General features: G+C 69.2%; 28 protein-coding genes. 10 read left to right on the forward strand and 18 right to left on the reverse strand.

The features are described 5' to 3' along the window. Positions 1-56 precede the first annotated feature (56 nt). Both V7702_RS03490 and V7702_RS03495 read right to left on the reverse strand, forming a co-directional pair. On the reverse strand, positions 57-716 hold the full coding sequence (locus V7702_RS03490; protein WP_335648758.1) for a hypothetical protein: 660 nt from the start codon (positions 714-716) through the stop codon (positions 57-59). A gap of 23 nt (positions 717-739) precedes the next feature. Next, a complete protein-coding gene (locus V7702_RS03495; protein WP_335648759.1) occupies positions 740-4,324 on the reverse strand; it encodes a hydantoinase B/oxoprolinase family protein in 3,585 nt (1,194 codons plus the stop codon). A gap of 74 nt (positions 4,325-4,398) precedes the next feature. Here V7702_RS03495 and V7702_RS03500 point away from each other — a divergent pair, with 74 nt between their 5' ends. The 4 genes from V7702_RS03500 to V7702_RS03515 all read left to right on the forward strand — a co-directional run bounded on the left by V7702_RS03500 (position 4,399) and on the right by V7702_RS03515 (position 7,134). After that, on the forward strand, positions 4,399-5,091 hold the full coding sequence (locus V7702_RS03500; protein ID WP_335648760.1) for a DnaJ family molecular chaperone: 693 nt from the start codon (positions 4,399-4,401) through the stop codon (positions 5,089-5,091). A gap of 99 nt (positions 5,092-5,190) precedes the next feature. After that, the gene (locus V7702_RS03505; protein WP_335648761.1) at positions 5,191-5,490 is read left to right on the forward strand and encodes a hypothetical protein; all 300 of its coding nucleotides are present in this window, start codon (positions 5,191-5,193) and stop codon (positions 5,488-5,490) included. A 94-nt stretch (positions 5,491-5,584) separates the two neighbouring features. Further along, positions 5,585-5,875 carry a putative quinol monooxygenase gene (locus V7702_RS03510; protein WP_300575319.1) on the forward strand — a complete coding sequence of 97 codons (291 nt, stop codon included), beginning with the start codon at positions 5,585-5,587 and terminating at the stop codon, positions 5,873-5,875. 158 nt (positions 5,876-6,033) lie between these two features. Continuing rightward, positions 6,034-7,134 carry an NADH:flavin oxidoreductase gene (locus tag V7702_RS03515; RefSeq protein ID WP_335648762.1) on the forward strand — a complete coding sequence of 367 codons (1,101 nt, stop codon included), beginning with the start codon at positions 6,034-6,036 and terminating at the stop codon, positions 7,132-7,134. Positions 7,135-7,193: 59 nt separating this feature from the next. On the opposite strand, the gene V7702_RS03520 is transcribed toward V7702_RS03515, so the two are convergent. The 6 genes from V7702_RS03520 to V7702_RS03545 all read right to left on the reverse strand — a co-directional run bounded on the left by V7702_RS03520 (position 7,194) and on the right by V7702_RS03545 (position 11,353). Further along, on the reverse strand, positions 7,194-8,105 hold the full coding sequence (locus V7702_RS03520; protein ID WP_335648763.1) for an SMP-30/gluconolactonase/LRE family protein: 912 nt from the start codon (positions 8,103-8,105) through the stop codon (positions 7,194-7,196). Positions 8,106-8,181: 76 nt separating this feature from the next. Further along, positions 8,182-8,700 carry a dihydrofolate reductase gene (locus V7702_RS03525; protein WP_335648764.1) on the reverse strand — a complete coding sequence of 173 codons (519 nt, stop codon included), beginning with the start codon at positions 8,698-8,700 and terminating at the stop codon, positions 8,182-8,184. A gap of 38 nt (positions 8,701-8,738) precedes the next feature. Then, positions 8,739-9,143, reverse strand: a complete 405-nt coding sequence (locus tag V7702_RS03530) for a VOC family protein (protein ID WP_335648765.1) — start codon at positions 9,141-9,143, stop codon at positions 8,739-8,741. Positions 9,144-9,224: 81 nt separating this feature from the next. Continuing rightward, complete coding sequence (locus tag V7702_RS03535) at positions 9,225-9,719, reverse strand: winged helix-turn-helix transcriptional regulator (RefSeq protein ID WP_335648766.1); 495 nt, start codon at positions 9,717-9,719, stop codon at positions 9,225-9,227. 147 nt (positions 9,720-9,866) lie between these two features. Continuing rightward, positions 9,867-10,700 carry a thymidylate synthase gene (locus V7702_RS03540; protein WP_335648767.1) on the reverse strand — a complete coding sequence of 278 codons (834 nt, stop codon included), beginning with the start codon at positions 10,698-10,700 and terminating at the stop codon, positions 9,867-9,869. A gap of 98 nt (positions 10,701-10,798) precedes the next feature. Next, positions 10,799-11,353 carry a DUF924 family protein gene (locus V7702_RS03545; RefSeq protein ID WP_335648768.1) on the reverse strand — a complete coding sequence of 185 codons (555 nt, stop codon included), beginning with the start codon at positions 11,351-11,353 and terminating at the stop codon, positions 10,799-10,801. 192 nt (positions 11,354-11,545) lie between these two features. Between V7702_RS03545 and ilvC the strand changes: the two genes are divergently transcribed. Next, on the forward strand, positions 11,546-12,565 hold the full coding sequence (ilvC, locus tag V7702_RS03550) for a ketol-acid reductoisomerase (protein ID WP_335648769.1): 1,020 nt from the start codon (positions 11,546-11,548) through the stop codon (positions 12,563-12,565). 83 nt (positions 12,566-12,648) lie between these two features. Here ilvC and V7702_RS03555 read toward each other — a convergent pair whose 3' ends face one another. Next, the gene (locus V7702_RS03555) at positions 12,649-13,380 is read right to left on the reverse strand and encodes a M23 family metallopeptidase (RefSeq protein WP_335648770.1); all 732 of its coding nucleotides are present in this window, start codon (positions 13,378-13,380) and stop codon (positions 12,649-12,651) included. A gap of 191 nt (positions 13,381-13,571) precedes the next feature. Further along, complete coding sequence (locus V7702_RS03560) at positions 13,572-14,339, reverse strand: tRNA1(Val) (adenine(37)-N6)-methyltransferase (protein WP_335648771.1); 768 nt, start codon at positions 14,337-14,339, stop codon at positions 13,572-13,574. A gap of 108 nt (positions 14,340-14,447) precedes the next feature. Here V7702_RS03560 and V7702_RS03565 point away from each other — a divergent pair, with 108 nt between their 5' ends. Beyond that, complete coding sequence (locus tag V7702_RS03565; RefSeq protein WP_335648784.1) at positions 14,448-15,458, forward strand: polyprenyl synthetase family protein; 1,011 nt, start codon at positions 14,448-14,450, stop codon at positions 15,456-15,458. A 2-nt stretch (positions 15,459-15,460) separates the two neighbouring features. Here the strand turns inward: V7702_RS03565 and V7702_RS03570 are convergent, their stop codons facing one another. Continuing rightward, positions 15,461-16,057 (reverse strand): DUF3617 domain-containing protein, encoded by a 597-nt coding sequence (locus V7702_RS03570; RefSeq protein WP_335648772.1) that lies wholly within the window; start codon positions 16,055-16,057, stop codon positions 15,461-15,463. A gap of 80 nt (positions 16,058-16,137) precedes the next feature. On the opposite strand from V7702_RS03570, the gene V7702_RS03575 reads away from it, so the two are divergent. Together V7702_RS03575 and V7702_RS03580 are read left to right on the forward strand one after the other, a co-directional pair. After that, positions 16,138-16,413 carry a GNAT family N-acetyltransferase gene (locus V7702_RS03575; protein WP_442958388.1) on the forward strand — a complete coding sequence of 92 codons (276 nt, stop codon included), beginning with the start codon at positions 16,138-16,140 and terminating at the stop codon, positions 16,411-16,413. Beyond that, entirely contained in the window at positions 16,410-16,571 is a 162-nt protein-coding gene (locus V7702_RS03580; protein WP_335648774.1) for a hypothetical protein, read from the forward strand. The genes V7702_RS03575 and V7702_RS03580 overlap by 4 nt, the downstream gene beginning before the upstream one ends. A gap of 64 nt (positions 16,572-16,635) precedes the next feature. Here the strand turns inward: V7702_RS03580 and V7702_RS03585 are convergent, their stop codons facing one another. The 3 genes from V7702_RS03585 to V7702_RS03595 all read right to left on the reverse strand — a co-directional run bounded on the left by V7702_RS03585 (position 16,636) and on the right by V7702_RS03595 (position 19,845). After that, a complete protein-coding gene (locus tag V7702_RS03585; RefSeq protein WP_335648775.1) occupies positions 16,636-16,932 on the reverse strand; it encodes a hypothetical protein in 297 nt (98 codons plus the stop codon). Positions 16,933-17,150: 218 nt separating this feature from the next. After that, entirely contained in the window at positions 17,151-19,403 is a 2,253-nt protein-coding gene (gene uvrB / locus V7702_RS03590; RefSeq protein WP_442958389.1) for an excinuclease ABC subunit UvrB, read from the reverse strand. A gap of 262 nt (positions 19,404-19,665) precedes the next feature. Continuing rightward, entirely contained in the window at positions 19,666-19,845 is a 180-nt protein-coding gene (locus tag V7702_RS03595; protein ID WP_335648777.1) for a hypothetical protein, read from the reverse strand. 370 nt (positions 19,846-20,215) lie between these two features. Between V7702_RS03595 and V7702_RS03600 the strand changes: the two genes are divergently transcribed. Continuing rightward, entirely contained in the window at positions 20,216-21,301 is a 1,086-nt protein-coding gene (locus V7702_RS03600; RefSeq protein ID WP_335648778.1) for a cell wall hydrolase, read from the forward strand. Between the two features lie 7 nt (positions 21,302-21,308). Here V7702_RS03600 and V7702_RS03605 read toward each other — a convergent pair whose 3' ends face one another. Further along, complete coding sequence (locus V7702_RS03605; RefSeq protein WP_335648779.1) at positions 21,309-22,271, reverse strand: GlxA family transcriptional regulator; 963 nt, start codon at positions 22,269-22,271, stop codon at positions 21,309-21,311. Positions 22,272-22,354: 83 nt separating this feature from the next. Here V7702_RS03605 and V7702_RS03610 point away from each other — a divergent pair, with 83 nt between their 5' ends. After that, the gene (locus V7702_RS03610; RefSeq protein WP_335648780.1) at positions 22,355-23,047 is read left to right on the forward strand and encodes a DJ-1/PfpI family protein; all 693 of its coding nucleotides are present in this window, start codon (positions 22,355-22,357) and stop codon (positions 23,045-23,047) included. A gap of 3 nt (positions 23,048-23,050) precedes the next feature. Here the strand turns inward: V7702_RS03610 and V7702_RS03615 are convergent, their stop codons facing one another. The 3 genes from V7702_RS03615 to V7702_RS03625 form a co-directional block, all read right to left on the reverse strand. Next, positions 23,051-24,715 (reverse strand): glycosyltransferase family 4 protein, encoded by a 1,665-nt coding sequence (locus V7702_RS03615; RefSeq protein WP_335648781.1) that lies wholly within the window; start codon positions 24,713-24,715, stop codon positions 23,051-23,053. Between the two features lie 36 nt (positions 24,716-24,751). Beyond that, positions 24,752-25,597, reverse strand: a complete 846-nt coding sequence (nadC, locus tag V7702_RS03620) for a carboxylating nicotinate-nucleotide diphosphorylase (protein ID WP_335648782.1) — start codon at positions 25,595-25,597, stop codon at positions 24,752-24,754. Continuing rightward, the coding region (locus tag V7702_RS03625) for an L-aspartate oxidase (RefSeq protein WP_335648783.1) at positions 25,594-26,994 on the reverse strand (1,401 nt) is incomplete at its 5' end. The genes nadC and V7702_RS03625, both read right to left, overlap by 4 nt.

A 26,994-nucleotide genomic window follows, 5' to 3' on the forward strand; every position in this document is an offset into this window, starting at 1 on the left:
GGCGGGACGAATCCACGCCGTCGGGGCGACTTGTCTTGCGAAGCTTGAAGTTTGTGTCAGCCGCCCGGCGGCGGCTCGACGACGGCCCCGCCACCTGCGCCGGTGTCTTGAGGCGCGGCGCCACCATCGCCGTCCACAGCCGGCGCCCCGCCGGCCACCGGCCCGGGCTCGGCGGTGAGGTCGAAGGCTGGCCCCATCAGGGCGGCCCGCTGCTCCAGAACCGTCGCCGTGGCCTCGCACCGGGCCGGCAGGGTCCAGCTCATCCATTCCTGGGCCAGCCGCGCCTTGGGCAGGTCGTTGGCTCTGCTCCAGGTGATGCGGCCCCGCCGGATGGCGTCGGCGCCGTGGGCGTTGATCGGCCGTGGGCTGGCCTTTTCGGCCGCCTCCATGGCCCGGCTGAACAGGGCGAGATTCTCGGCGCTCAGCTCGTCGAGCTCGTCATAGACCTTGAGGTCGTCCTCAAGGGAGGAGCCCGGTCTGCGGAAGGTGGTTTCGATGCGGGTCACTTCCGGCATCACCTGGTCGCGCAGGCCCTTGTGGGCCGACAGGGCGCCATAGCACCAGGCCACCAGGCCGTAGGGATCGCGGGGCGCGCCCGGCGGAAAGGCCGCCTCGACGGTCTCGGCCGCTGCTTCGGGGGGCGCCGCGGCGATGGCTTCAGCGGCCTCGGCGTCTTGCGCCATGAGGGCCAGGGCGAACAGGAGCGGGGAAATCACGAAGAGTCACCTCGAAGATCTGGTCAGTCGGCCGGCGCCGATCCGTATCCCCCGCCCCCGGGCGTCTGGATCTCAATGGCGTCTCCGGGCTCGACCTGAATGGAAAAACAGCCCGGCAGGTCCTTTACCTCGCCGGCCGCGGTGATCAAAGCCTGCCGGCCGGGCAGGCCAGGGCCGCCCCCGGCCAGACCCTGCGGCGCGTGGGTGCGGCGCGTGGACAGCAGAGCGGCCTCCATGGGGCTCAGGAACCGCAGCCGCCGGACCACGCCGTCGCCGCCGCGGCGGTCGCCTTCGCCGCCGGAGCCCGGCCGCAGCGCGAAGGTTTCGAGGCGCACCGGATAGCGGCGCTCCAGAATCTCAGGATCCGTCAGCCGCGAATTGGTCATGTGGGTGTGGACGCCGCTGGCGCCGTCATGATCGGCGCTCGCGCCGGCCCCGCCGCAGATGGTCTCGTAGTACTGGCGGGTGGCGTCGCCGAAGGTGAAGTTGTTCATGCTGCCCTGGGCGCAGGCCATGACGCCGAGCGCGGCGTAGAGGGCGTCCACCACGTGCTGGCTGGTCTCCACATTGCCGGCCACCACCGCAGCCCCTGGGGCCGGATCGAGCATGGAGCCTGGCCGGGTGAGGATATCCAGCGGCGCCAGACAGCCGGCGTTCAGGGGGATGTCGTCGTCCACCAGGGTGCGGAACACATAGAGGGCGGCCGCATCGACGATGGAGGCCGGGGCGTTGAAGTTGGAGTCCAGCTGGTCGGCGCTCTCGCGGAAATCCAGGGTGGCGGAGCCTGCCGCTGCGTCCACCGAGGTGCGAACAACGATCCGGCCGCCGCCATCCATGGGCAGGTCGGCATAACCATCGGTGAGACGCCCCAGGGCGCGGCGCACGGCCGCCGTGGCGTTCTCCTGGACGAAACCCATATAGCGGGTGACGAGATCTGCGCCGAAGGCCTCGATCATGGCCGAGACCGCCTCGCCGCCGGCGCGGCAGGCTGCGATCTGGGCCTTCAGATCGGCGATGTTCCGATCCGGCGCCCGCGCGGGCCAAGCGCCGGCGCCCAGGGCCGCGCGCACGTCAGACTCCAGGAACCGGCCGTCCTGCATGATCGGCAGGGCGTCCAGCAGCACGCCCTCTTCGGCGATGGTGCGGGAGAAAGGTGGCATGGAGCCGGGTTGAATCCCGCCGATGTCGGCATGGTGGCCGCGGGCGGCCACGTAGAAGCTAGGAAGCGCGGCCTCGCCGACGAAGATCGGCATCACCACAGTGATGTCGGGCAGGTGGGTGCCGCCCGCATAGGGGTTGTTCAGGGCGAAGGCCTGGCCGGGACGAAGCTGGGCGTGACGGTCGCGCACCGCCCGCACGCTGGCGCCCATGGAACCCAGGTGGACGGGCATGTGCGGGGCGTTGGCCACCAGGCCGCCATCGGGATCGAACAGGGCGCAGGAGAAGTCGAGGCGCTCCTTGATGTTCACCGAATGGGCCGTCCGCTCGAGGGCCGCGCCCATGGCCTCGGCCACCCCCATGAAGCGGCGGTTGAACAGCTCCAGGGTGATCGGATCGACGTCGTCCGCCTCGGCCAGGCCGAGGCCAGCGCTAGCTCGCCCCTGTCGCTCAAGCTCGATCAGACCGTCGGCCCGCGCCACGGCGCGCCAGCCCGGCAGGACGGCGATCTGGGTGTCGTCGCGGACGATCAGGGCTGGGCCGTCCTGCTGGTCCAGGGCGCTCGCCTCGATCACCGGGACCTGTTGCGGCGCGCCATCGACGACAAAGGCGGCCAAGGTCGCCGGGGCGCTTGGCCCCGACGCTACGCCAGCGGAGGCGAGCGTGGCCCCGTCGGCCCCGTCGGCGCCGCGGGCGGTGGCCTCGGCCTCGACGCTGGCGATCAGGATGGCACGTTCGGCCTCGATGAAGCCGAACAGGCGCTGGTGGGCGGCTTCGAAGGTCTGGCGCACCGCCGTGACGGGGCCTGGCGCGGCCGGAAGCTCCGCATCGGCCCCGTCATAGCGCAGGCGAAGGGTGATCTGTGTCGCGCCGGCGTCGGCGCCCTGGGTCTCCAGGTCGAAGCGGGCCTGGTCGGTGAGTCGACCCGCGATGGCGTCAGCTGCGGCGAGGCCGGCCGCGTCCAGCGGCGTCTCCAACCCCGCCTGCCGCAGGGCGCTGACCTGGGCCTGGCCGATGCCGTAGGCCGACAGCAGGCTGCCGAAGCGGGGGCAGAGCACGCGAGTGACTCCCAGGGCCTCCGCCGTCTGGCACGCGACCTGGCCCGCCGCACCGCCAAAGGCTACCAGCCCGTGCTCGCGCGGGTCGAAGCCGCGCTCGGTGGAGATGCGGCGGATCGCCAGGGCCATCTGCTCGACGGCGATGGCGACAAAGCCCTCGGCGGCGGCCTCGGCGCTGGGGGCGCCCATGGCCTGGGCCAGGGCCGTCAGGCGCTCTCGGGCGGCGATGAGGTCGAGCGGGCCGTCGTTCCTGGGGCCGAAGACTACGGGGAATCGGCGGGGGTCGAGCCGGCCCAGCACCAGGTTGGCGTCGGTAACCGTCGCTGGCCCGCCGCGGCCATAGGCGGCCGGCCCTGGATCGGCGCCGGCGCTGTGCGGTCCCACCCGGGCGCGCAGCCCGTCGAAGGTGAGGATCGAGCCGCCGCCAGCCGCCACGGTCTCCACATCCAGCATGGGGCTGCGCAGGCGCACGCCGGCCACCTGGGCCTTGTCCCGCCGCTCCAGGCGCCCTGCATAGCGACACACATCGGTCGAGGTGCCGCCCATGTCGAAGCCCAGCACCGCCTGAGCGCCTGCGGCCTCTGCTGTGGCGGCGACCCCGACCACCCCGCCCGCAGGACCCGAGGTCACGGCGTCGCGGCCCCTGAAGGCGCGGGCCGGGACCAGCGCCCCGGCCGAGGTCATGAAGTAGAGCGGGGCGCCGGCCACCGCCTCGGCCACCTGGCGCACATAGGCCTGCAGCACGGGCGTCAGATAGGCGTCGGCCACTGTCGTCTCGGCCCGCGGCAGGAAGCGGGGCAGGGGCGAGACCTCGTGAGACAGGGCGACGAAGTCGAATCCCGCCTCCGCCGCCAGTTCGCCGGCCCGCCGCTCATGGGCGCCGTTGAGGTCCGAATGCAGGAAGGCGATGGCCACGGAGACGCAGCCCTGGGCGCGCGCCTCGGCCAGGGCCTGCCGCACCTCGCCTTCGTCCAGGGCCGCGACCACCTGGCCTGTGGCGTCCAGGCGCTCGGTCACCTCGGCGGCCATGGCGTAAAGGGGTTCGGGCCGCACGATGTTCAGGGCGAAGAGATCGGGCCGTGTCTGGTCTCCGAGGCGCAGGGCGTCACCGAAGCCCCGGGTGGTCAGGAACAAGGTCGGCGCGCCGCGGCGCTCCAGCAGCGCATTGGTCGCCACCGTCGTGCCCATGCGGATGGCGCTGACCTGATCGGCCGGAAAGGGGGCGCCCGGTTCTGCGTCCAGCACCCGGCGCATGGCCTCCACGGCGGCGTCCGCATAGGCGTTCGACGCCGACAAGAGCTTGAGCGTACGGACCTCGCCGTCGTCCCGGCGGGCGATCACATCTGTGAACGTGCCGCCCCTATCGATCCAGAAGCTCCAAAGCCTGTCCAAAACTTAACCCGCCCCATGCTGGTTTGGCGTTGTCATCAGGACGCCTTCTTCCTAAGGCTTGTGGCATTAGACCAATGAGCTTCTGGCGCAAAATCGCTGGCCTTGCCGTCCGTCTCCCCGATGCGGCAGAGTGCCCCGACTGCCCTGCCGGCCTGCCGGGGCAGGATCCCGCGTTCTCGACCGCCGTCACCGCCCTGGGCGCCAAGCTGGCGCGGGCCGATGGGGAGGTCGGACGTGCGGAGTTCGACGCCTTTTCCGAAGTCTTCCAGTCCGACGAAGCCTCCCGACCAAACATCCGGCGACTCTACAATCTGGCCCGCCAGACCACCCGCGGCTTCGAGAGCTATGCGCGGCGCCTGTCGCGGCGCTATCGCAACTGCCCGCAGATTCTCGAGGATGTGCTGGACGGCCTGTTCCACATCGCGGCCTCCGATGGTGCGGTGACCGATGACGAGATGGCCTATCTGGAGCGGGTGGCCGAACTGTTCGGCTTCTCCGAACTGGTGTTCCGCCGCCTGAAGGCGACGCATCTGGGGCTCGGCGCCGATGATCCCTATGCGGTGCTCGGCGCCCCTCGCGACGCCAGCGACGACCAGCTGCGGGCGGCCTGGAAGATCGCCTTGATCGAGAACCACCCCGACCGCGCCCGCTCCCGGGGCCTGCCGCAGGAATTCATCGAGGTCGCCGAGGCCAAGGCCAAGGCGATCAACTCGGCCTTCGAGGCGGCGATGCGAGAGCGTCGGGAAATGGCGCTGGTGGGGGCGTAGGGCGTCATCCTGTCGCCACCTTCGCTTCGGAGATTGACGTTCGGGAGCGTAAGGCGAACATATTCGTTAGCCCCCCAGATGGAGCGACCAGAGAAGATCATGGCTCAGCAGCACCCCCCGGGCGGCAAGTCGGCCCTTCAAAGCCTCACCGCGGCCGGCGGCGCGATCGCGGCGGCCATCGCGGTGGTGGTCGGTGTGGTCCTGGCCTTCGTCTTTGCGGCCACCGTGGTGGTCTTCGGCCTGGTGCTGAGCGCCCTGGTGGCGCTGGTCGCCCTGGCGGTCCGGGCCAGCCGGCTCGGCCGACGCAAATCCAGCGCGCCGGAGGATGACGGGATCATCGAAGCCCGCCATCTGGGCGGCCATAGCTGGGTGGCCTATGGCTGGAACGAGCGCGCCTAGCCCAAGCCTCTGAACGGTTGGCGCGCCACGGCGCTTGCCCCCCGTCAGGCTGGCCTCTACCCTCGATTCAAACAATCGTTGGGAGACGAAGCGAATGATCGGCGTAGTGGCGACCCTCAAGGTCCAGGACGGCAAGGGCGACGAATTCGAGGCCGTGTTCAAGGACCTCATGGCCCAGGTGAAGGCCAATGAACCGGGCTGCCTGGCCTATCAGCTCACCAAGAGCCGCACCGAGCCCGGCACCTACAAGGTGCTCGAACTCTACGCCAATGAGGACGCGCTGAAGGCTCACGGCCAGAGCGAGTACTTCAAGGCCGCGGGTCCGAAGATGGGGCCCTGCCTCGCCGGCCGACCGGAAATCGAATATCTCGACGCCGTTCAGTAGGCGCGACCAGAATCTTTGCAGAGCCCGGGACCTCGTCGCAGGTCCCGGGCTTTCGCATGTCTGGGTCCTGCGTGGGGCCGCTGACAGAATTTCTACAGTGACGGCTGGGGCGACTTGTCCTTAGGGTCTGTTCGAACGAACGTTTGAATGGAGTTACCATGGCCGTCGACGCCCTCTTCCGCCCCTTCAGCTACAAGGGCCTGCACCTCAAGAACCGGATCGTCATGGCGCCCATGACACGGTCCTTCTCGCCGGGCGGGGTGGCGACGGAGGAGGTCGCTCAGTACTATCGCCGCCGCGCCGAGGCCGATGTCGGCCTGATCATTTCCGAGGGCACGGGCGTTAATCGGCCCGCTTCGATCAATGACAAGAACGTGCCGCGCTTCCATGGCGAGGCCGAACTCGCCGCCTGGAAGCGGGTCATCGACTCTGTCCACGAGGTCGGCGGCAAGATGGCGCCCCAACTGTGGCATGTGGGCGCCGTGCGCACCCGCGATCCGGAATGGACCCCCCCGGGCCCCTATGACAGCCCGTCTGGCCTGTCGCGTCCGGGCAAGGAATTCGGCAAGGGCATGACCGACGAGGAGGTGGCCGACGCCATCGCCGCCTTCGCCCAGGCCGCCGCCGACGCCAAGGCGCTCGGCTTCGACGCCGTCGAACTTCATGGCGCCCATGGCTATCTGATCGACCAGTTCTTCTGGGACGGCACCAATGTCCGCGAGGACGCCTATGGGGCCAAGGACCTGCCCGGCCGCGCCCGCTTCGCCGCCGACATCCTGCGCGCCGTGCGTCAGGCCGTGGGGCCGGACTATCCGGTGATCATCCGGATCAGCCAGTGGAAGCAGCAGGACTATGAAGTGAAGATGGCCGCCAATCCCAAGGAGATGGAGGCCTGGCTCGGCGCGCTGACGGCGGCCGGCGCCGACATGCTGCACTGCTCGCAGCGCCGCTTCTGGGAGCCGGAATTCGAAGGCTCTGACCTGAACTTTGCCGGCTGGGCCAAGAAGCTGACCGGCGTGCCGACCATCACCGTCGGCTCGGTCGGCCTGTCGGGCGAATTCATCGCCGCCTTCGCCGGCGAAGGCTCGCAACCCGCCTCTCTGGACAAGCTGCTCGACCGGCTGGAGCGGGACGAGTTCGACCTGGTGGGCGTCGGTCGCGCCCTGCTGCAGGATCCCGAATGGGCCAAGAAGGTCAAGGAAGGCCGCACAGCTGAACTGGCGCCCTTCGAACGGGCCGCCATGGCCAAGCTCTACTGATATCCGCCCCTTGGGGCCGCAGGCCCGGCATTCCTCGCCGGGTCTGCGGACCGCCGGTTTCAGGCGTTGTAGTTGAGCTTGAGACCTGGCCGGGGCCAGCGAACCTTGTAGAGCCTGCCCGTGGACGAGGCGGTGATCCAGGCGTCGCGCATGTCGGCCCCACCGAAGCAGATATTGGTCACGATCATGTCGGGGACGGGGAAGTGCTCCGTCGCACCCGAAGGGTCGAAGGCGGTGATCCCGCCATTGATGATGGTCGCCACGCAGACCTTGCCGCCGGCCTCCACCGCCAGGCTGTCCAGCAGCTGGTAGCCGGGCAGGTTGGCCACCACTCGGCCGGGGCCAAACCCGGCCTGCGCCTTGAGCTGGCCCGGCGCTTCGATATCGAAGGCCCAGAGCCGGCCGAGTTGGGTGTCGGCCAGATAGACCACGTCCTCGTTCGGCGAAAGACCCACGCCGTTCGGGGCGATCAGATGGTCCCGCAGGCGGGCCACGTGGCTGCCGTCCGTCTTGGCGTAGTAGAGCGCGCCGAACTTGCGACCCTCGGGCGTTGAACAGCCATGGTCGCTGAACCAGAAGCCCCCCTGGCGGTCGAAGACCAGATCGTTAGGCCCCACGAACCGCCGGCCCTCGCAGGCGTCATAGAGGGTGGTGAGCTGGCCGGTCTTCAGGTCGTAGCGCTGGATCATCCCACCCGTATGGCTGGCCGGCGTCGGGCCGGGGATGGTCAGGCCGTCCTGCTGCGGCCAGGTGAAGGAGCCGCCATTGTTGGTGATGTAGATCGCCCCGTCCGGACCGATGGCCGCGCCATTGGGGCCGCCGCCGGTTTCCACCAGGGTTTCGCGCCGGCCGTCGGGCGTGATGCGGGACAGGCGCTGGGCCTTGATCTCAGTCAGCACCACTGAGCCGTCGGCCATGGCGATCGGGCCTTCGGGAAATTCCAGGCCTTCGCAGACCAGTTCGATGTCCATGGGCGTCCTCCTCGTTCTTGTTGCGGCGGAGTATGGCCGGCGCCGTGGCGTAAGGACCAGGGGGCTTCGAGAGGTCTCAGCGGCGCTCGAGAACCCGAAGGACGAAGGGGTACTCATCATCCTCGCCGGCCGGGTGGCGCACCGCGCTGACCTCGGTCCAGACGCCCTCATCAAAGGGGGCCAGGACCACGTCGCCCTCCACCTCAGCCTCGACCTCGGTCAGATAGATTCGCTGGGCGCGCGGCAGGGCCAGGGCGAACAGGGAGGCGCCGCCGATCACGCAGACCTCCTCGGCGCCGTCATCCTCGGCCATTTCCCGGCCAATCTGCACCGCCTCGGTGAAGTCTTCACAGACCAGCGCGTCCCGAGGGGCAAAGGAGCCATCGCGGCTGAGCACGATATTGGTGCGGCCGGGCAGGGGCTTCTTGGGCAGGCTGTCCCAGGTCTTGCGGCCCATGATCACCGGCTTGCCGAGCGTCAGGGCGCGGAAATTGACCAGGTCGCTCTTCAGCCGCCAGGGCAGGCCCCCGTCGCGGCCGATGACGCCGTTGCGGGCGCGAGCGATGGGACCGGCGGTGAGGAGGATGCGAGCCATGGACCGGACCTACCCGACCCACGGCCCGCAGGAAAGCCTCAGGCCGCCTCGGCGCCGGACATGTCCATGTGCATGACCTCCCAGACGTGGCCGTCGAGGTCCCGGAAGCTCACGCCATACATGGGGCCCATGTCGATGGCCGGGCGCCAGGGCTTGCCGCCGGCGGCCAGGGCCTTGGCCAGCAGGTCGTCGACCTCCTCCCAGCTATCGGCCGACAGGCAGGTCAGCACTTCGGTGGTCTTGTGGGCGTCGCTGATCTCGCCGTTGATGAAGCCGGCGAACTTCTCGTGGGTCATCACCATGACGAAGATGTTCTCATCGATGACGATGCAGGCTGCGGTCTCATCGCTGAAGTCCGGATTGTAGCCGAAGCCCAGGGCCGCGAAGAAGGCCTTGGACGCCTCCACGTCGCGGACAGGCAGGTTGACGAAGATCATGCGCATGGAGCTCTCCTTGGTTTCGGTCGAAGGACGTTCGCCGACGACCTGAACAGACACCAGGCGTGCAGAAAATGTGCGCGGCCCTCAGGGCGCCTCGAGCGCCATCGCCTGGGCATAGGCCCCCTGAAGCTCGGCCGAGACGGCGCGGGCCGGCGCTGGGGCTCCCAGGTGGCGATGGCGCAGCTCATCCATGAAAGCGTCCCACAGGGGCGGGCCGCCGGCCTCCAGCAGTTCGGCGCGCACCGACAGGCTTCGGCTGGCCGGGGTATGCCGCCGTCCCCAGGCGCCCATCTGGACCAGCAGGGGGACCAGCTGGATGGCCGCCTCAGTGAGACTGTAGATCAGCTTCTGCTTGTGATGGGCGTCAGGCCGGCGGGTCAGCAGGCCAGAGGCGGTAAGGCGCTTGAGACGATCAGCCAGGATGTTGGACGCAATGCCTTCCTCGCTTTGCGCCAGCAGGTCGCCATAGGTCCGCCGGTCGCCGAACATGACGTCGCGGATGACGATCAGGCTCCAGCGGTCGCCCAGCTGTTCGAGCGTCAGGTTGATCGGACAGCCGGATCGGCCCGTCTGCGGCATGGAGCGAGCCTCGGGGAATTCTCATTGCAATATGAAAGTGGTGAGGCCGTGGTTCAACCTCGTCGCCCTTAGGTTCTGCGAGATCGGGCTGGGTCGTGCCGATCATAGGGAGAACTGGCGCCAGCCCGGATGGGAACCCGCGGTTCCTCAGACGGCGATCGGCGCGGCGATCTTCTCGTGGGCCTTGTAGCCGGTGACCTTGAAGTCCTCGTAGTCGAAGGAGAACAGGTCGCGCTTGTCGGCGATGGTCAGGGTCGGGAAGGGGTAGGGCTCTCGCGTCAGTTGCTCGCGGGCCTGGTCCAGGTGGTTCAGATAGAGGTGGGCGTCGCCGAGGGTGTGGACGAACTCGCCGGGCTCCAGGCCGGTCACCTTGGCCACCATCATCGTCAGCAGGGCGTAGCTCGCGATATTGAACGGCACGCCCAGGAACACGTCGGCCGAGCGCTGATAGAGCTGGCAGGACAGCCTGCCCTCGGCCACGAAGAACTGGAACAGGCAGTGGCACGGCGGCAGGGCCATGTCGTCCACATCGGCCGGGTTCCAGGCGCTGACGATGTGTCGGCGCGAATGCGGCGTGGTCTTCAGGCTCTCGATCACATTGGCCATCTGGTCGATCACCCGGCCGTCCGGGGCGGTCCAGGACCGCCACTGCTTGCCATAGACCGGGCCAAGCTCGCCGTCGGCGTCGGCCCACTCGTCCCAGATGCTGACGCCCCGCTCCTGCAGCCAGCCGACATTGGTGTCGCCGCGCAGAAACCACAAAAGCTCTAGGATGATCGACTTGCGATGCAGCTTCTTGGTGGTCAGCAGGGGAAAGCCCTGGGCCAGATCGAAGCGCATCTGGCGGCCGAACACGCCCAGCGTGCCGGTGCCCGTGCGGTCGCCCCGCGGAACGCCGGTTTCCAGGATGTCGGCCAGCAGGTCGAGATACTGCCGCTCGGGATGGTTGGCGCGGGTCGGGGGCGGGACGTGAGCGTTCACGGGCGAGGCTTTCGCGTCAGGTTCAGAGGTTAGCCTCCCATGATTCGCCCAGGCTCCGGGCCGGCGGGCAAGCCCCTGCGGCGCTCTGTCCACAGGTCTCAGCCGGCGAAGCCGCCCTCGTCGAGGAAGGCCTGCTCGCTGGGCGTGGTGCGGCGGCCCAGGGCGGCGTTGCGGTGCGGGAAGCGGCCGAAGCGGACGATGATGTCCCGGTGGATCTCGGCCCATTTCAGGGTGTCGGCGTCGCCCTCGGCCTCTTTCAGGGCGGCGCAGAGCCTTACGGCCTCGTCCTGATCGCCCATGTCCTCGGAATGCTCATAGGGCAGATAGAAGAAGGGGCGCAGCTTGGCTTGGACCGCCTGGTCGTGGCCCGCAGAGATGGCGGCCTTGGCGATCGCCCGGGCCTTGCCGTCGGTGGCGAAGGCGTGGCCGGAATCGCGGAAGATGTTGCGCGGGACCTGGTCGAGCAGGATCAGCAGGGCCAGCGCGCCGTCGGCGCCCTCCGCCCAGGCGTCGAGTTCGCCGCGGGCGGCGGCATGGTGGGCGGCTTCGAAGTCCCGCGCCAGGAGCCGGTCAAAGGCTTCGTCCTTGGCGAACCACTTGGCCGGCCCGGCCTCGCGCCAAGTGTCGACCACCTGTTTGGCTGTCACGTCCATGGGCGTCTCCAGTGTGGCCGGGGAGTGTCTGCGGACCAGCCTTTCGGCGCAAGCGGCCTTGATCGTGCAAAGAGAGGGCCTGCGTGACGTTGCGCCGCTTGACCTTTGCGCAAAAAAACGGTCGATAGCGCGGCCTTTGCCGCGGCGCCGTTGCTCGGTTCCGTGGTCGAACCCTGTCCCAGGAGAACAATCATGCGCGTCTACTATGATCGCGACGCCGACCTCGCCCGCATCCTGGACAAGAAGATCGCCATCGTAGGCTATGGTTCCCAGGGGCGCGCGCACGCGCTGAACCTCGTCGATTCCGGTGTGAAGAACGTGGTGGTCGCCCTGCGCCCCGGTTCGGCCACCGCCAAGAAGGTGGAAGCCGACGGCCTGAAGGTCATGACCGTCGCCGAAGCCGCCGCCTGGGCCGACGCCATGATGGTGCTCGCGCCCGACGAGCTGCAGCGCGAGATCTACAACAACGAGATCGCCCCCAATATCCGTGACGGCGCGGCCCTGCTGTTCGCCCACGGCCTGAACGTGCATTTCAACCTGATCGAGCCCAAGGCCTCCATCGACGTGCTGATGGTGGCGCCCAAGGGCCCCGGCCATACGGTGCGCGGCGAATACCAGAAGGGCGGCGGCGTCCCCTGCCTGATCGCGATCCATCAGAACCCGACGGGCAACGCCATGGACTTCGGCTTGGCCTACGCCTCGGCCATCGGCGGCGGTCGCTCGGGCGTGATCGAGACCACCTTCCGTGAAGAATGCGAGACCGACCTGTTCGGCGAACAGGCCGTGCTCTGCGGCGGCCTGGTGGAGCTGATCCGCGCCGGTTTCGAAACCCTGGTCGAGGCCGGCTATGCGCCGGAAATGGCCTATTTCGAGTGCCTGCACGAGGTGAAGCTCATCGTCGACCTCATCTATGAGGGCGGCATCGCCAACATGAACTACTCGATCTCGAACACCGCCGAGTATGGCGAGTACGTCACCGGCCCGCGCATCGTGACGCCGGAGACCAAGGCCGAGATGAAGCGCGTGCTCGACGACATCCAGTCCGGCAAGTTCGTCCGTGACTTCATGCTGGAGAACCAGTCGGGCCAGGCCTCCTTCAAGGCCACCCGCCGTCGCGGTTCGGAACACCAGATCGAGGAAGTGGGCCAGCGCCTGCGCGCCATGATGCCCTGGATCACCAAGAACAAGCTGGTCGATACCGCCCGTAACTAGGGCCCTGCCGCCATCGCGGCTTGAGCGACCTCATCGACAAGAAGCCCTCTCCCGACGCCGGGGGAGGGCTTTTTCGTGGGCGATCAGTCGGCGGTGGTCTCGATCGCCTCATAGCGGGCGACGATCATGTCGGAGGCGTCGAAGCGCTGTTTGGCCTGAGCCCTGGTCTTGGCCAGCTCCAGGTGGACGTGATCGGTCATCCCGCCGGGATAGCGATCCTGCAGGGTGTGCGCCTTGCCGATGGCTGCGCCCAGGGCGACGACCTGCCCCTCCTTCACGTCGGGGTCGATGTAGAAGACGCGGGCCTCATAGCCGAGGGCCGGATTGGTGATCTCGACGAACTTCAGATCCGGATCGCTGGCATAGGCCATGCCGATCTTGGTCACATAGCCGGAGATCGGCGCCTTGACGGTCTGGCCGGCCTGGGCGGCGTAGTCGACGCCCTCGTGGTGGCGATGACCGCCATCGCGGGAGGCGCCGAACGCGCCCGAACCATAGGCGTCGAAGGTGCGCGGCGCCTGGCCTGTGGGATTGACGAAGTCGGCCGCGCCGTCGCCGTCCACATCACGGCCTTGCCAGACCAGCTGGCGGGCGACCACAGGCCTGATGACCGGGCGGGGGCCGCGCATGGCGTCGAAGAGCGGGGCGGTGACCTGGGCTTGGGAAAGCTTCTGAACGATTCCGCCGCTGCCCCCGGCGCTGGCCACGGCGCTAGTGGCCATGGTGGCGCAAAGCGTTGCGGCGGTGAGGGCGAACAGGCGGGTGGCCACGAAGCGCCCGTCCATGCGGGCGACCATCAGGTCAAGCGTCTTCAAACGTCTCGTTCTCTTTTATGCAGGCCCACGGGAACCCAGGGCGAATTGATTTGTTATTCGGGCGAGGCCGGGGCCGCCGGAGCGGCCGCCCCGAGCGAGCCTTGCTGCTCGTCTGCAGACTATAGACGGTGAATGGGGCGCCCATGCGGCGCGTTGTCCCGTTGAATCAATCTCTTATGGTTACGCTTGTTCTAATTCCAGGGCAGGTCCGTCTCGCCGCGAAGGACAGCCTCGGCCTCCGGTGTGTGCTTGGTCGCGCCATCGCGAGGATGGAGAACGAGGGCCGGAAGCAGGCGCAACGGCGCCTTCCCGGTCTTGATCGCCCGCACCAACACCCGTTTGGCGGCTGCGTCGGCGAAGGGATGAATGGGCCGCACCTGGAACGAACCGGCGCCTTTTCCCAGGCCTGACAGGATGTCGGCCAGCCGGTCGGCCCTATGGATCAGGGTGATGGTCCCGCCCTCGCGCACGGCCTTCAGCAGGAAGGTCGTCCAGGCCTCCAGGCCCGCCTCGGCCATCCATGCGCCGCGCTTCTCGATCGCTGGCGCGCGCAGGGCGGCGGGATCGTCGAAGAAGGGCGGATTGGCGAGGGCCGCATCGAATGGCGCCAGGCCCAGGGCCGCGAACCCCGCATCGATGTTTCCGCTGAGGGCCGTGACTCGCTCCGCCAGGCCATTCAGCGCCGCATTCTCCTTCGCCAGGGCCAGGGCCTCGGCGTCGCGCTCTACGCCTGTGAAATGTACGCCAGGTCGGCGCGTGGCTCCGACCATCAGGACGGCGCCAGCGCCGCATCCCGCCTCGATCACCCGTGCGCCAGGCGCAGAGTCGCAGGCCGCCGCCAGCAGTGCGGCGTCCAACCCCGCCCGATAGCCCCGGCTCGGCTGACGCAGGGTCACACGCCCCCCCAGGAGGCGGTTCTCCGTGGGGCTTTCAACCGGGACGGCGGGAAGCTCGGACATGAGCTGCTCCTGATGCGCGGGCGCGCCTTGACCGCCCCCTATCGCGTGACCATTGTCCGGACGCAACGGCGGCCCCGCAATGGGCCGTCCCATCTGGAGTACCTTGTCGTGGACGCCGCCGCCGCAGATCCCCGGCCAAAGCCGGTCAGCCTCGATCATCTGCTGAAGCTCGCAGCTGCGGACATGGCCGGCGTGGACAGCCTGATCCGCGACCGCATGCAGAGCCCCGTTTCGGTGATCCCGGCCCTGGCCGAACACCTGATCGGCGGATCGGCCAAGCGCCTTCGCCCCCTGCTCACCGTGGCCGCAGCCCGGCTCGCCGGCTCGACCGAAGATCACTGCCGGAAACTGGCGGCCGCCGTAGAGTTCATTCACACCGCAACCCTGCTGCACGACGACGTGGTGGATTCCTCCGAGCTTCGTCGGGGCAAGGTGGCCGCCCACCTGATCTGGGGTGCGCCGTCCAGCGTGCTGGTCGGCGACTTCCTGTTCGCCCGGGCCTTCGAACTGATGGTCGAGACTGGCTCCATGTCCGCCCTCGAAATCCTGGCCCGCGCCAGCCGTGTGATCGCCGAGGGCGAGGTGCTGCAGCTCACTCGCGCCCACGACCTGGATCTGGACGAAGCGGTCTATCTGCAGATCATCAAGGCCAAGACCGCCGAGCTGTTCGCCGCCGCGGCCGAGGCCGGCGGCGTCTGCGCGGGCGCCTCGACCGAACGCGCCGCGGCGCTTCGTCGCTATGGCCAGGATCTGGGCCTGGCCTTCCAGCTGGTGGATGACGCCCTGGACTATTCCGGCGCCAGCGACGTCCTGGGAAAAAATCCCGGCGACGACTTCAGGGAGGGCAAGGCGACCCTGCCGTTGATCCTGGCCATCCACCGCACAGGCGCCCAGGAGCGGGATTTCTGGATGCGGACCGTCGACGCCCGGGAGCAGACCGAGGCTGATTTCGAACGGGCCCGCACCCTGGTTCAGGACTCCGGCGCCCTCGACGTCACCCTTGAGACCGCCGCCGGCTACGCGCAGAGCGCCAAGGCCGCCCTGTCGGTGTTCCCGGCCAATGACTGGCGAGCGGCCATGGAAGACCTCGCCGACTTCGCCGTGGCCCGCCGCAGCTAGGCTCAGCTTCCGGCGCCGGCCATATCCAGCAGGTTCAGGCGGATCCCGCCGGGCAGCTCCATGTCCCCGGGGCGGAAGCCTTCGGGGCAGGCGCCCTGCCAGGCGCTCTCGATATTGATGTCTCGGGTCCCGTTCATCTGCGGCGCCTCGGCGCCCACGGTCGAACTCTGCGCCTGAACCACATATCGGGTGTCGAAATCGCCGGTGGCCACGCCGGAGGTGGTGGTCTTGCCGCCCGTACCCATGTCGCAGACCGATGAGAACTGCCAGCCGCCGTCGGACCTGCGGGTGACCAGATTCTTTTCGCAGCTCTCCGTGGTCGCCTGCTGCCCCCACCAGCCCAGCCTCTGTTCCAGGGCCTCATCGATGCAGATGCGGCTCACCTGGACCATGCCCTCGGTGGACACCCGCTGCTCCCAGAGACCCGGCTTGCGCCTGGGTGGGGTCGGCGCAGCGGCCTGATCGCCAGCCGGGGCGCCCGCCTCGGCGGGGCCAGCGGCCTCAGGCGGCTGTTCGGCTGCCTCATCGCCGTTGCGGTTACAGGCCGCCAGGGCCAGCACGGCGAGGCTCAGGGCCGCCGTCGTCGAAAGCCTGCGCATCTTTCCCATCTCCGCCGAAGCCGCCATCATCATCGAAAGCTAGCCGGGATCGAAACCGGTGGTAAGTCCGTTCGGGAGGCATGATGAGCGAACTGAGAAACAACGCCGAGGCGGCCCGCTACGAGTTGGATGAGCAGGGCGAGACCTCCTGGGCCGATTACCGCCTGCAGGGCGAGCGGCTCTATATCGATCACGTGGAAAGCCCGCCGGCCCTGCGCGGCACGGGCGCGGCCGGGCGGCTGATGAAGGCCGTGGCCCAGGACGCCCGCGATCGAGGCCTGAAGATCACACCGATCTGCGGCTATGCGGCGGCTTGGTTGCGCCGCAGCCCGGAGTTCAAGGATCTCGTGTCATGAATGAAAAGCAGCCGGCGCAGCCGCCGCGGGAACCGGGCTCGGACTCCGATCAGCGTCGCCGTGAGGTGGAGACCAACCCGGCGCTTAGCCCCGTGGGTCCGCAGGGCGGCGCCGCGATCGCGCCTCTCCGCCGGGAGTCCGCGGCGCCGGAAGACTGATACGCAGACGGCCCTCCCGAGGGGAGGGCCGCATCGTTTCGACGTGTATTGCGGCGGGTCCTTATCAGGCGCGCGCCATGATGGCTTCAAGCGCCTGGGCCTTGACCTCGGCGTCTTCGATCAGGCGACGGGCGATTTCCCGCACGCCAGGGGGGTAGAGCTCGCCGCCGCCGGCAATCTCGGCGCTCAGCCGCTCGACATCCCCAAGCGCTGCCTCAAGGGCCCGCACGTGCTCGCCCACCAGACTACGGGCCTCTGATTGAAGTCGGCGCACGCGCTCGACCACAGCGGTATCTGAATTCGTCCGTTCGACAGTCGCCACCTTGCCACCGGCGGCTACGACGCTAAGAGACGGCGACATGGATCACCTCATGCTATTGTTGGCGGGGCTGCGGCGAGTCCGAGAAGACGCCTCGCCAAGACCAACCCCTGATCTGTAACATCTACGAATGGCGAGGCCGGAAGTTCCGCGCGCTCAATCGCAAAGCTTCATGTGGGGCTTTTCGGTCACGGTCGTCAGTGTGGCGGTGGCGAATTTAGCTGAGGCCCGGAGCAGGATTTCTAATGCCGGCCTCCGGCTTATAGCCTGCCCTTGCGAAACCGTTCCTGGGCTTCGGCCCGGGCCTCGGACTTGACCCGTTTCACCGCCGCGCGGTCCACCGTCTCGCCTTCGCCGGTGAGAGCCTCGTTGGCGAATTCCAGATCCATGAGCTTCAGGCGCTTGATCTCGTCGCGCAGGCGCGCGGCGGTCTCGAACTCCAGGTCGGCGGCGGCCTGGCGCATCTTGCCTTCCAGGTCGCGCAGGGTGGCCTTGAAGTTGTCGCCCATGAAGGGCTTGGCCTCCTCGGCCAGCTCGGTGCGGACCAGGGGACGGTCCTTCTCGTAGGCGCTGGCGAGGATTTCCTTGATCTGGCTCTTCACGCTTTCGGGCGTGATGCCATGGGCGGCGTTGTATTCCTCCTGCCGCTCCCGCCGGCGCTGGGTCTCGGCCATGGCCCGCTCCATGGAGCCGGTGATCCTGTCGGCATAGAGGATGACCCGGCCGTCGATGTTCCGGGCCGCCCGGCCGATGGTCTGGATCAGCGAGGTCTCCGAGCGCAGGAAGCCTTCCTTGTCGGCGTCGAGGATGGCCACCAGACCCACCTCGGGGATATCCAGGCCCTCGCGCAGCAGGTTGATCCCCACCAGCACGTCGAAGACCCCCAGACGCAGGTCACGGATGATCTCGATGCGCTCGATGGTGTCGATGTCGGAGTGCATGTAGCGGACCTTCAGGCCCTGCTCGTGCATGTACTCCGTCAGGTCCTCGGCCATCTTCTTGGTCAGCACGGTGATCAGGCCGCGATAGCCCTGGGCGATGGTCTGGCGCACCTCGTCGATGACGTCATCGACCTGGGAGAAGCCGTCCTTGGAGACCGGGCGCACCTCCACCGGCGGGTCGATCAGGCCCGTGGGGCGGATCACCTGCTCGACGAAGACGCCGCCCGTGCGTTCCATCTCCCAGGATCCCGGCGTGGCCGAGACATGGACGGTGTCCGGCCGCATGGCGTCCCACTCCTCGAACTTGAGCGGGCGGTTGTCCATGCAGGAGGGCAGGCGGAAGCCGTACTCGGCCAGGGTGAACTTGCGCCGATAGTCCCCGCGATACATGCCGCCGATCTGCGGCACCGCCTGGTGGCTCTCGTCCACGAACAGCAGGGCGTTCTCGGGAATGTATTCGAAGAAGGTCGGCGGCGGCTCGCCCGGTCGGCGGCCGGAGAGGTAGCGGCTGTAGTTCTCGATACCGGCGCAGGAGCCTGTGGCCTGGATCATCTCGATGTCGAAGGTGGTGCGCTGCTCCAGCCGCTGAGCCTCCAGCAGCTTGCCGTTGGCCACCAGCCATTCCAGCCGCTCCTTGAGCTCGGCCTTGATCTGCAGCACCGCCTGGTTGAGCGTCGGCCGCGGCGTCACATGGTGGCTGTTGGCGTAGATCTTGATCCCGTCCAGGTCGGCGGTTTTCCTGCCGGTCAGGGGATCGAACTCGACGATGGTCTCCACCTCGTCACCGAACAGGCTGACCCGCCAGGCGCGATCCTCGTAGTGGGCCGGGAAGATCTCGATGGTGTCGCCCCGCCGGCGGAAGGTGCCGCGCTCGAAGGCCTGATCATTGCGCTTGTACTGCAGGGCCACGAGATCGGCCATCAGCTGCTTCTCGTCCACCCGCTCGCCCGGCGCGAGGGTGAAGGTCATGGCCGTGTAGGTCTCCACCGAGCCGATGCCGTAGATGCAGGAGACGGAGGCTACGACGATGACGTCGTCGCGCTCCAGGATAGCCCGGGTGGCCGAGTGGCGCATCCGGTCGATCTGCTCGTTAATCGAGGAGTCCTTCTCGATATAGGTGTCGGTCCGGGGCACATAGGCCTCCGGCTGGTAGTAGTCGTAGTAGGACACGAAGAACTCGACCGCGTTCTCCGGAAAGAAGGCCTTGAACTCGGAATAGAGCTGGGCGGCGAGCGTCTTGTTGGGCGCCAGGATCAGGGCCGGGCGCTGGGTCTCGGCGATGACCTGGGCCATCGTATAGGTCTTGCCCGAGCCGGTGACGCCGAGCAGCACCTGGTCGTGCTCACGCCCCTCCAGGCCCGCCACCAGCTCCTTGATCGCCTGCGGCTGGTCGCCGGCCGGTTTGTAGTCGCTGACCAGCTTGAAGCGCTTGCCGCCCTCCGACTTGGCTGGCCGCGCCGGGCGGTGGGGCTTCCACAGCATCGGCATGGCGGCGTCGTTGTAGTCGAAGCTGGCCGACATGTCGGCGACGCCCTGCACGGGCGGGGGAGGTGCGGTCTTTGAACGCGGCATGTCGCAGAAGGTAGGGGTCCAAGGGGCCGGGCGCCAGCGGGACTGCTGACACCATGGCGCCAGCAGTCGGATGCTCGACCCTTAGAAGAGGCCCCCGCCGCTATAGGCCACGGCGCAGGCCGCGGCCAGAACGCCGAGGGCGAAGAAGAGATGGCGCATCGCCCAGTCCCCGAAGCTCGTGCTCAGGACTCCAGGCGATAGGGCGATGCGCCGCCTCCGGCATGATCCAGATGGACTAGGCGGCGACGAGCCCCGGCGTCGCCTAGTTGTCGACGCCTTTGCTCACGGCGGTGCCGACAGCCGCGCCGGCGGCGGCGCCCACCGGACCGCCGACCACCGCCCCGGCGACGGCGCCGGTCGCCGCCCGCTGCTCCACATTGTGGCCACAGCCGGCCAGTAGAAGGCCCGTCGAAACGAGGCAAACGCCAAGGACCTTACGCATGTCGATCTCTCCGAGAGTTGTTCCCGACAAACGGCCGCCAACGGCCAAGGTTCCCTCAGCATTGATTGAGTCTCGCTCGCATCAGGCATGGTGCGGTGCAATAACAGCTTGCGAATCCTTCACGGACCCGTCATAAGCCACGCCACTTTGTCGTAGACCCGTCCTTATCAGTGCGGACGGGCTTCGTTTCGAGACTTCGGTTTGCATGAGGCGACCGGCTCTCAAGCGATGATGTCGGAGGGCGTCGCGCCCTCGCCGCACAGGACAGGACGTTTTGCAGAATGATAAGAGGGTGCGCGCCAATTGGCGTGCCCTGACCGGAGCCGCCCTCCTGGGCTCGACGGTCGGAATTGCGCTCGGCGGCGCATACATGGCTGGCGGCATGGCCAGCGCGGCCACCGACCACGCCCGCGCCGCCCGCCTGGCGGCCGGCGCCGCGGACGGATATTCGGAGCAGGCGCTCCAGGACGCCGCCGCGCGCATGGACCCCGGCGTGCTCCGCATCGCCCGGCGGCACGACCCCTTCACCGTGGCGGGCGCCGCCGAACGGGACCGGCAGAGCGCCATCCTGGTCGCTCGCCTGGAGCGGGGCGCCAGCGCTGTCTCACAACAGCCGCTCCTGCGCGCGAGCCTGAACGCAACGCCTTACCCCGCCGCCCCGTTCCGCCTTGGGGGCGCCCTGGAGGCGTCCCGTGAAGTCGAATGCCTGACCCAGGCGGTCTATTACGAGGCCCGCGGCGAAACCCCGGCCGGCCAGGCGGCCGTGGCCCAGGTGGTGATCAACCGCGCGCGCCACCCCGCCTTTCCCAAGACCGTTTGCGGCGTCGTCTTCCAGGGCGCCAACAGCCGGGTCTGCCAGTTCAGTTTCGCCTGCAACGGCGTGATGCGCCGCCCGGTGGAGCCTGCCGCGTGGCGCCGGGCCGAACGGGTCGCCAATCGCGCCCTCTCGGGCGAGGTCATGGGGGATGTGGGCCTCTCGACCCACTTCCACACCACGGCCGTGGCCCCGGGGTGGGGGCAGCGTCTGACGCGGGTGACCCAGGTCGGTCAGCACATCTTCTACCGCTTCGGCCGCAACCCGGCGCCGCACCGGATGCTGGCCAGCGCGCATGAAGTGACGCAGGAACAGGCCGAGGCGCCGGTCTATGCGCGCGTCGGCGAGACGACCCAGCAGGCCTCGGCCCAACAGGATTCGACCGACGATATCCGCCTGACCTCGGCCGTGCTCGTCCCCACGGGGGACAAGCCCATGGGTATGGGCGGGCCAGCCGAACCGGCCGTTGAACCGGCCTCGGCGCCGGCGACGTCGCGCAAGGATGGCGGCAAGACCGAGGCCTCGGCCAAGGCCGCTGACGCCAAGCCGACGGCTGCGCCCAAGGGCGAAACCAAGGCGGCCCGCGATGCGGCGCCGGCCGAAAAGCCCGCCGACAAGGCCAAGGCCGGCCAGACCGCCTAAGCCGCGCCTAGCCCCCGACGGCCGGCGTGCTTCGCGCGGCGCGGCGCAGAGCCTGTGGCGGTTGCCCGAAGGCCCGCAGCACCGCCCGGCGCATGCGCTCGGCGTCGCCAAACCCCACGGCCGCCGCCACCTGCTCGACGGGGTCGTCAGCGGTTTCCAGGCGCGCCCGCGCGGCCTCCACACGCAGGTGCTCCACCGCCTTGGCCGGGGTCATACCCATTTCCCGCACAAAGGCCCGGGCGAAGTTGCGTGGGCTCATGGCCGCCTGATCGGCCAGCCGCTCCACGCCTAGAGGTTCGACGAGCCGCGCCCTGGCCCAGTCCAGCAGATCGGCGAACCGGCCCGACGCCCCGCCCATGTCCACCAGGGCCGAGAACTGCGACTGACCTCCGGGTCGCCTGCGAGGCATGACCAGCTGCTGCGCGGTGGCGCGGGCTACGGCTTCTCCGAGATCGTCGGCGATGAGCGCCAGGGCGAGGTCGATGCCCGCCGTAATTCCCGCCGAACTCCAGACCGCCCCGTCCCGGACATAGATGCGGTCAGGCTCCAGCCTCACAGCCGGAAACCGGCGGCGGAAGTCGGCCGTCCGGCTCCAGTGGGTGGTGGCGCCGCGCCCGTCCAGAAGGCCTGCCTGGGCCAGGATGTAGGCGCCGGAACAGACGCTGGCGGTTCGCCGCGCTCGCCCGGCGGCCCGCCGCACCCAGTCGATCAGCGAGGTCTCGAGCAGGGCAGGCCGTGTGCCGTCGCCGCCGGCCACCACCAGCGTGTCGATGTCCGCCTCATCCGCAGCCTCGGCGTTCATCCTCGCGCCCGAGGAGCTTGCCACCGCCCCGGCCCGCGCGGCGACCACCCGCACACGATAGCTGCCCGGCGCATGCCGCTCGGCGATCTCAAAGGCGGCGATCGGACCCGCGGCGTCCAGCAACTGGAAGTCGGGAAAGATAAGAAAGGCGATCAGGCGAGGGGGCATGGCGGAAACCGAGGGATAAATGTCATTTCCGCCATGATCAAGCGTGGGCATGGTGCCGCTGTCAACCACCAGCGAGGCCCGTCATGTCCGCCACCTGCCGCATCGTCTTTCCGCTCTATGCCGGGGTGACCCAGCTCGACTTCACCGCTCCGCACCAGTTCTTCAACCGGATGCCGGGCGCCGAGACGATCGTCGCCTCGGTCGGCGGGGGCGATGTCGAGGCCGACGGCCTGGTCTTCACGCAACTCGCCGATCTGACGAAGATCGAGAGCTGCGACGTGCTCTGCGTGCCCGGGGGCTTCGGGACCACAGCGGCCATGCTGGACGAGGCCTTCATGGCCGCGATCGTGCGGCTGGGGGCCAGCGCCCGCTATGTGACCTCGGTTTGCACCGGCTCGCTGATCCTGGCCGCCGCCGGTCTGCTGGAGGGGCGCCGGGCGGCCTGCCATTGGGCCTGGCGGGACCTGCTGCCGCTGTTCGATGTGGAGATCGACGAGTCCCGAGTCTGCCGGGACGGCAATGTCATCACTGGCGGCGGCGTCACCGCGGGCCTCGACTTCGCCCTGGTGGCCGGCGCCGAGATCTTCGGCGAGGACGCCGCCCGCCGGGTGCAGCTCGGTCTGGAATACGCCCCGGCGCCGCCCTTCGAAGGCGGTCGCCCGGAACTTGCCCCGCCTCACATCCTGAAGCAGGTTCGCCATGTGATGGACGCCGCAGTGGCCGAGCGCCGCGCCGCCGCCATGGAGGCGGCGACCCGACTCAAGGCGCGCGCCTGAGCCTCAGCGCCAGTCGAGTACGCCGATCTTGCACAGCCAGAGCAGGCCATAGGTGATGCGCGCCCGCCGCTCGGGCGGGAAGGCGCCCACCAGATCGCCCAGGCGGGTCTCCGGGCTCTCGGCGATCCTGGCGGCCAGACCGGCCAGTTCCGGCCGCGGCGCCCGCCAGGCTTCCCCAAAGCTGTCGAGCTCCACGGCGCTGGTCAGGGCGGGGTCGCGGGCCAGATCGACGCCTGCCCGAACGGACAGGTGAAGATCGGGACCCGCGGTCGCGGTGGCGAAGCTTCGATGATCTACGAACGGGTCGCTGTGCAGGGGATTGAGCCGAGGGCCAGGCTCCGCGGCCGGCGCGGACCGACGGATCTCAGCCAGTTCGTCGAACAGGGCGCGGTAGCCGGGAATCACCTGGCGCCAATCGAAGGTCTCCCGCACCCGTTGGCGGCCCGCCGCGCCCATGCGGGCGCGAAGCTCCGGCGAACAGGCGAGCTCGGCCAGACTCCGAGCCGCGGCGCCTACATCGACGGCGGTGTATTGCGCCGCCTGTCCCACATAGGACTGATAGGTGTCGATCCGCGCCAGGTGCCGGCGCAGCAGGGCTTCGCTGGGCGGACCGGCGGACGGGGTCAGAGTCGGCGCCAGGAAGCCCTCCTGGCCGTGGCGGATCGTGAAGCAATAGCCATCCCAGTCGCTGGCCACGACCGGCAGGCCTGCCGCCATGGCCTCCACCGGCGCCAGGCCGAAGGTCTCCTGAATGTTGTCCACCAGGGACAGGAAGATGTCCGACGCCGCCCACATCTGGCCGAGCTGATCGGCGTCGTTGCCATCAATCCAGTGAACGGTCGCATTGGGGGCGTAGGCCCGGGCGGCGGCTTCGAAATGGCCGCGATCGGACTCCCTGGCGAACCAGCCGGCCAAGGCGAAGTGCAGGGGCCGCCCAGCCAGTCGGCCAGCCTCTTCGACGGCCCGGAACATGGGCTGGGGGGCGGCCTTTTCGAAGAAGGACAGGCGGCCGACCCAGAGCGCCAGCACGTCGTCTTCGGTAAGTCCCAGGCGCTCGCGGGTCTGGAGGCGGACGTCGGGACGGTCAGTCAGGGCGGTGATCTCGTCCAGCTCTACGCCCAGTGGCAGGACCGGCAGGTGCGGCATGGGCCGGCGCGGGCCGCCGAACCGTTCCCCCAGATAGTCGGTCCAGTCCTCGAACATGGTCTTGATGGAGGCGTGCACCGAGGGCGAGGTGCAGATGATGGCGTCCCAGGGATGGACCGGCGCCAGGCTGGCCTGGGCGATTTCCTCCCGGGTGAGAGGCGGGGCGATGGTGTGGATCAGGCCGACCAGGCTATAGGCGCTGTCGTTCAGGAGGCCGCGCCGCGCCCAGGCCATCTCCGCCAGATCGGCCTTGCCCCGGAACAGCGTCCCGGCCTGGCGGGCGCGACCAAGATCGAGCAGCGCCCCGGCTTCGACGACGGTGGTAAGCGGCGAGGCGCCGGCCAGGGCGGTCGCCATGCTGCCCGCATCGGTTTCCACCGAGGTCAGCATGTGCAGGCGCTCAAAGCCGCCGTGGCGGGCGAAGGCGCGATAGAGGGCGAGGTTGGCCACGTCGCGGCCAAAGGCGTTCGGGCCCAGCCCAAGTCCGCCGCCGAGGTGGTGGATCGCCAGTTCGCCCGACATGCCTGCCTCCGCCGCCGTAACGGCGGTCGGCTGTTATCAGACGGCGTCGAGGCCGATGTCCAGCGCCGCAGCGGAGTGGGTGAGAGCGCCGACGCTGATGACGTCAACGCCCGTCTCGGCGATGGCCCTCACGCTCTCGAGATTGACTCCGCCGGAGGCCTCAAGGACGGCGCGGCCTTTGGCGGCGGCTACGGCGGTGCGCAGGTCTTCCAGGGAGAAGTTGTCCAGCATCACCACGTCTGGACCGTGGCGCAGGGCGTCCTCCAGCTGGTCCAGGCCATCGACCTCCACCTCGACCTTCATCAGGTGGCCGGCGAAGGCGCGGGCGCGGCGCACAGCCTCGGCCACCCCGCCGCAGGCGGCGATGTGGTTGTCCTTGATCAGGATGGCGTCATCCAGGCCGAACCGGTGATTGACCCCGCCGCCGCAGCGCACGGCGTACTTCTCCAGGTGGCGCAGGCCCGGTGTGGTTTTGCGGGTGTCGACGATGCGCGCGCCCGTCCCCTCGACGGCGTCCACATAGGACCGGGTCAGGGTGGCCACGCCGCAGAGCCGACCCAGCAGGTTCAGCCCCGTCCGCTCGGCCGACAGGATGGCGCGGGCGTTCCCCTGCGCGCGGGCCAGCACGCTCCCGGCCGCCAGGGGGGCGCCATCGGCCACCAGGGTCTCGAACCTGGCCTCAGGATCCAGGGCGACCAGCGCCAGACGGGCGCAGGCGAGGCCCGCCGCCACGCCTGGCTTGCGGGCGACGAAGGCCACCGACAGCCGCGCGTCGGCGTCGATGCAGGCCATGGCGGTGACATCGCCGGCCCGGCCCAGGTCCTCGGCCAGGGCGGCCCGGACGACGGGCTCGATCAGAAGGTCGGGCAGGGGCTCGGTCATTCGGCGGCGATGCTGGTGGGCGAAGGGGGCAGGGCGCTGAGGGTGACGAAGGTGCGCCGCGGCTCGGCCGGCGCCTGGGGTGCGTCCACACGGAAGTGGGCGCCCAGGCTCTCGGCCCGGGTCAGGGCGCAGGTGGCGGTCAGCCGGGCGGCCGTCAGATCCGGAGAGGCGCCATGGGCCGCCTGAAGGTCGTCGACCAGGCTGATCAGTCGCCCGAGGCCTGGGCCGTCGCGCACGACGCCCGCCTCCGCGCTCATGGCGATCCGCAGGCTGGCCAGGGCCGCATCGGGCAGGATGGGCGAGGCCGTGCCTCGGACGATGCGGCTGCGGGTCTCTGCGGCCTCGCGGGCGGCCGCGCCGGCGCGAGTCCCGAACACGGCGGCCTCCAGCAGGGAGTTTGACGCCAGGCGGTTGGCGCCGTGCACGCCGGTGGAGGCGCACTCGCCGGCCGCATAGAGGCCCGCTAGGCTGGTCGCTCCATGCTCGTCGGTGACGATCCCGCCCATATGGTAGTGGCAGGCCGGGGCCACGGGGATCGGCTGCACCCGGGGATCGATCCCGCCCGACAGGCAGGCGGCGAACACGGCCGGGAAGGCTTCGGGGAAATGGTCGCCCACCGCGGCGCGGGCGTCGAGAAAGGCGCCGCGTCCGGCCGCCCGCTCGGCGTGGATGGCGCGGGCCACCACGTCCCGGGGCGCCAGCTCGGCGGCGGGGTGATAGGCGGCCATGAAGGCCTCGCCTGCGCCGTTAATCAGCAGGGCGCCCTCGCCGCGCAGGGCCTCGGTGGCCAGGGGGGCGGGGTCGCGGCCGATGTCGATGGCCGTGGGGTGAAACTGGACGAACTCGGGATCGGCGATCATGGCGCCGGCCGAGGCCGCCAGGCCCAGGCCTTCGCCCCGCAGTTCCGGCGGCGTGGTGGTGACGGCGTAGAGCCCGCCGATCCCACCGGTGGCCAGGATGACGGCGGGGGCTGTGATCTCATGGATCTGGCCAGCCTGCTCGATGATGACGCCGCGCACCTGGCCCTCGGCGTCCTGCAGCAGGCCGCGCAGGCGCGCGCCGGAGCGCACCTCGATATGGGGCTGGGCCAGCGTCGCTGCGGTGACGGCCGCCATGATGGCGCGGCCGGCCTGATCGCCCTTGACCCGGGCGACCCGGGCCCGGCTGTGGGCCGCTTCCAGGCTGAGGGAAAAGGCGCCGGCCTCATCGCGGTCAAAGGGCGCGCCCAGGGCCGCCAGGGTGCGGACGGCGGCGGCGCCTTCGCGCGCCAGCAGGGCCGCGCGCTCGGCGTCCACCAGACCTGCGCCGGCGGCCACGGTGTCCGCGGCGTGCAGCGCCCAGTCGTCCTCGTCCGAAAGGGCCGCGGCCATGCCCCCCTGCGCCCAGGCCGAGGAGCA

Source organism: Phenylobacterium sp. (assembly GCF_036963605.1).
Classification (GTDB): Bacteria; Pseudomonadota; Alphaproteobacteria; order Caulobacterales; family Caulobacteraceae; genus Phenylobacterium.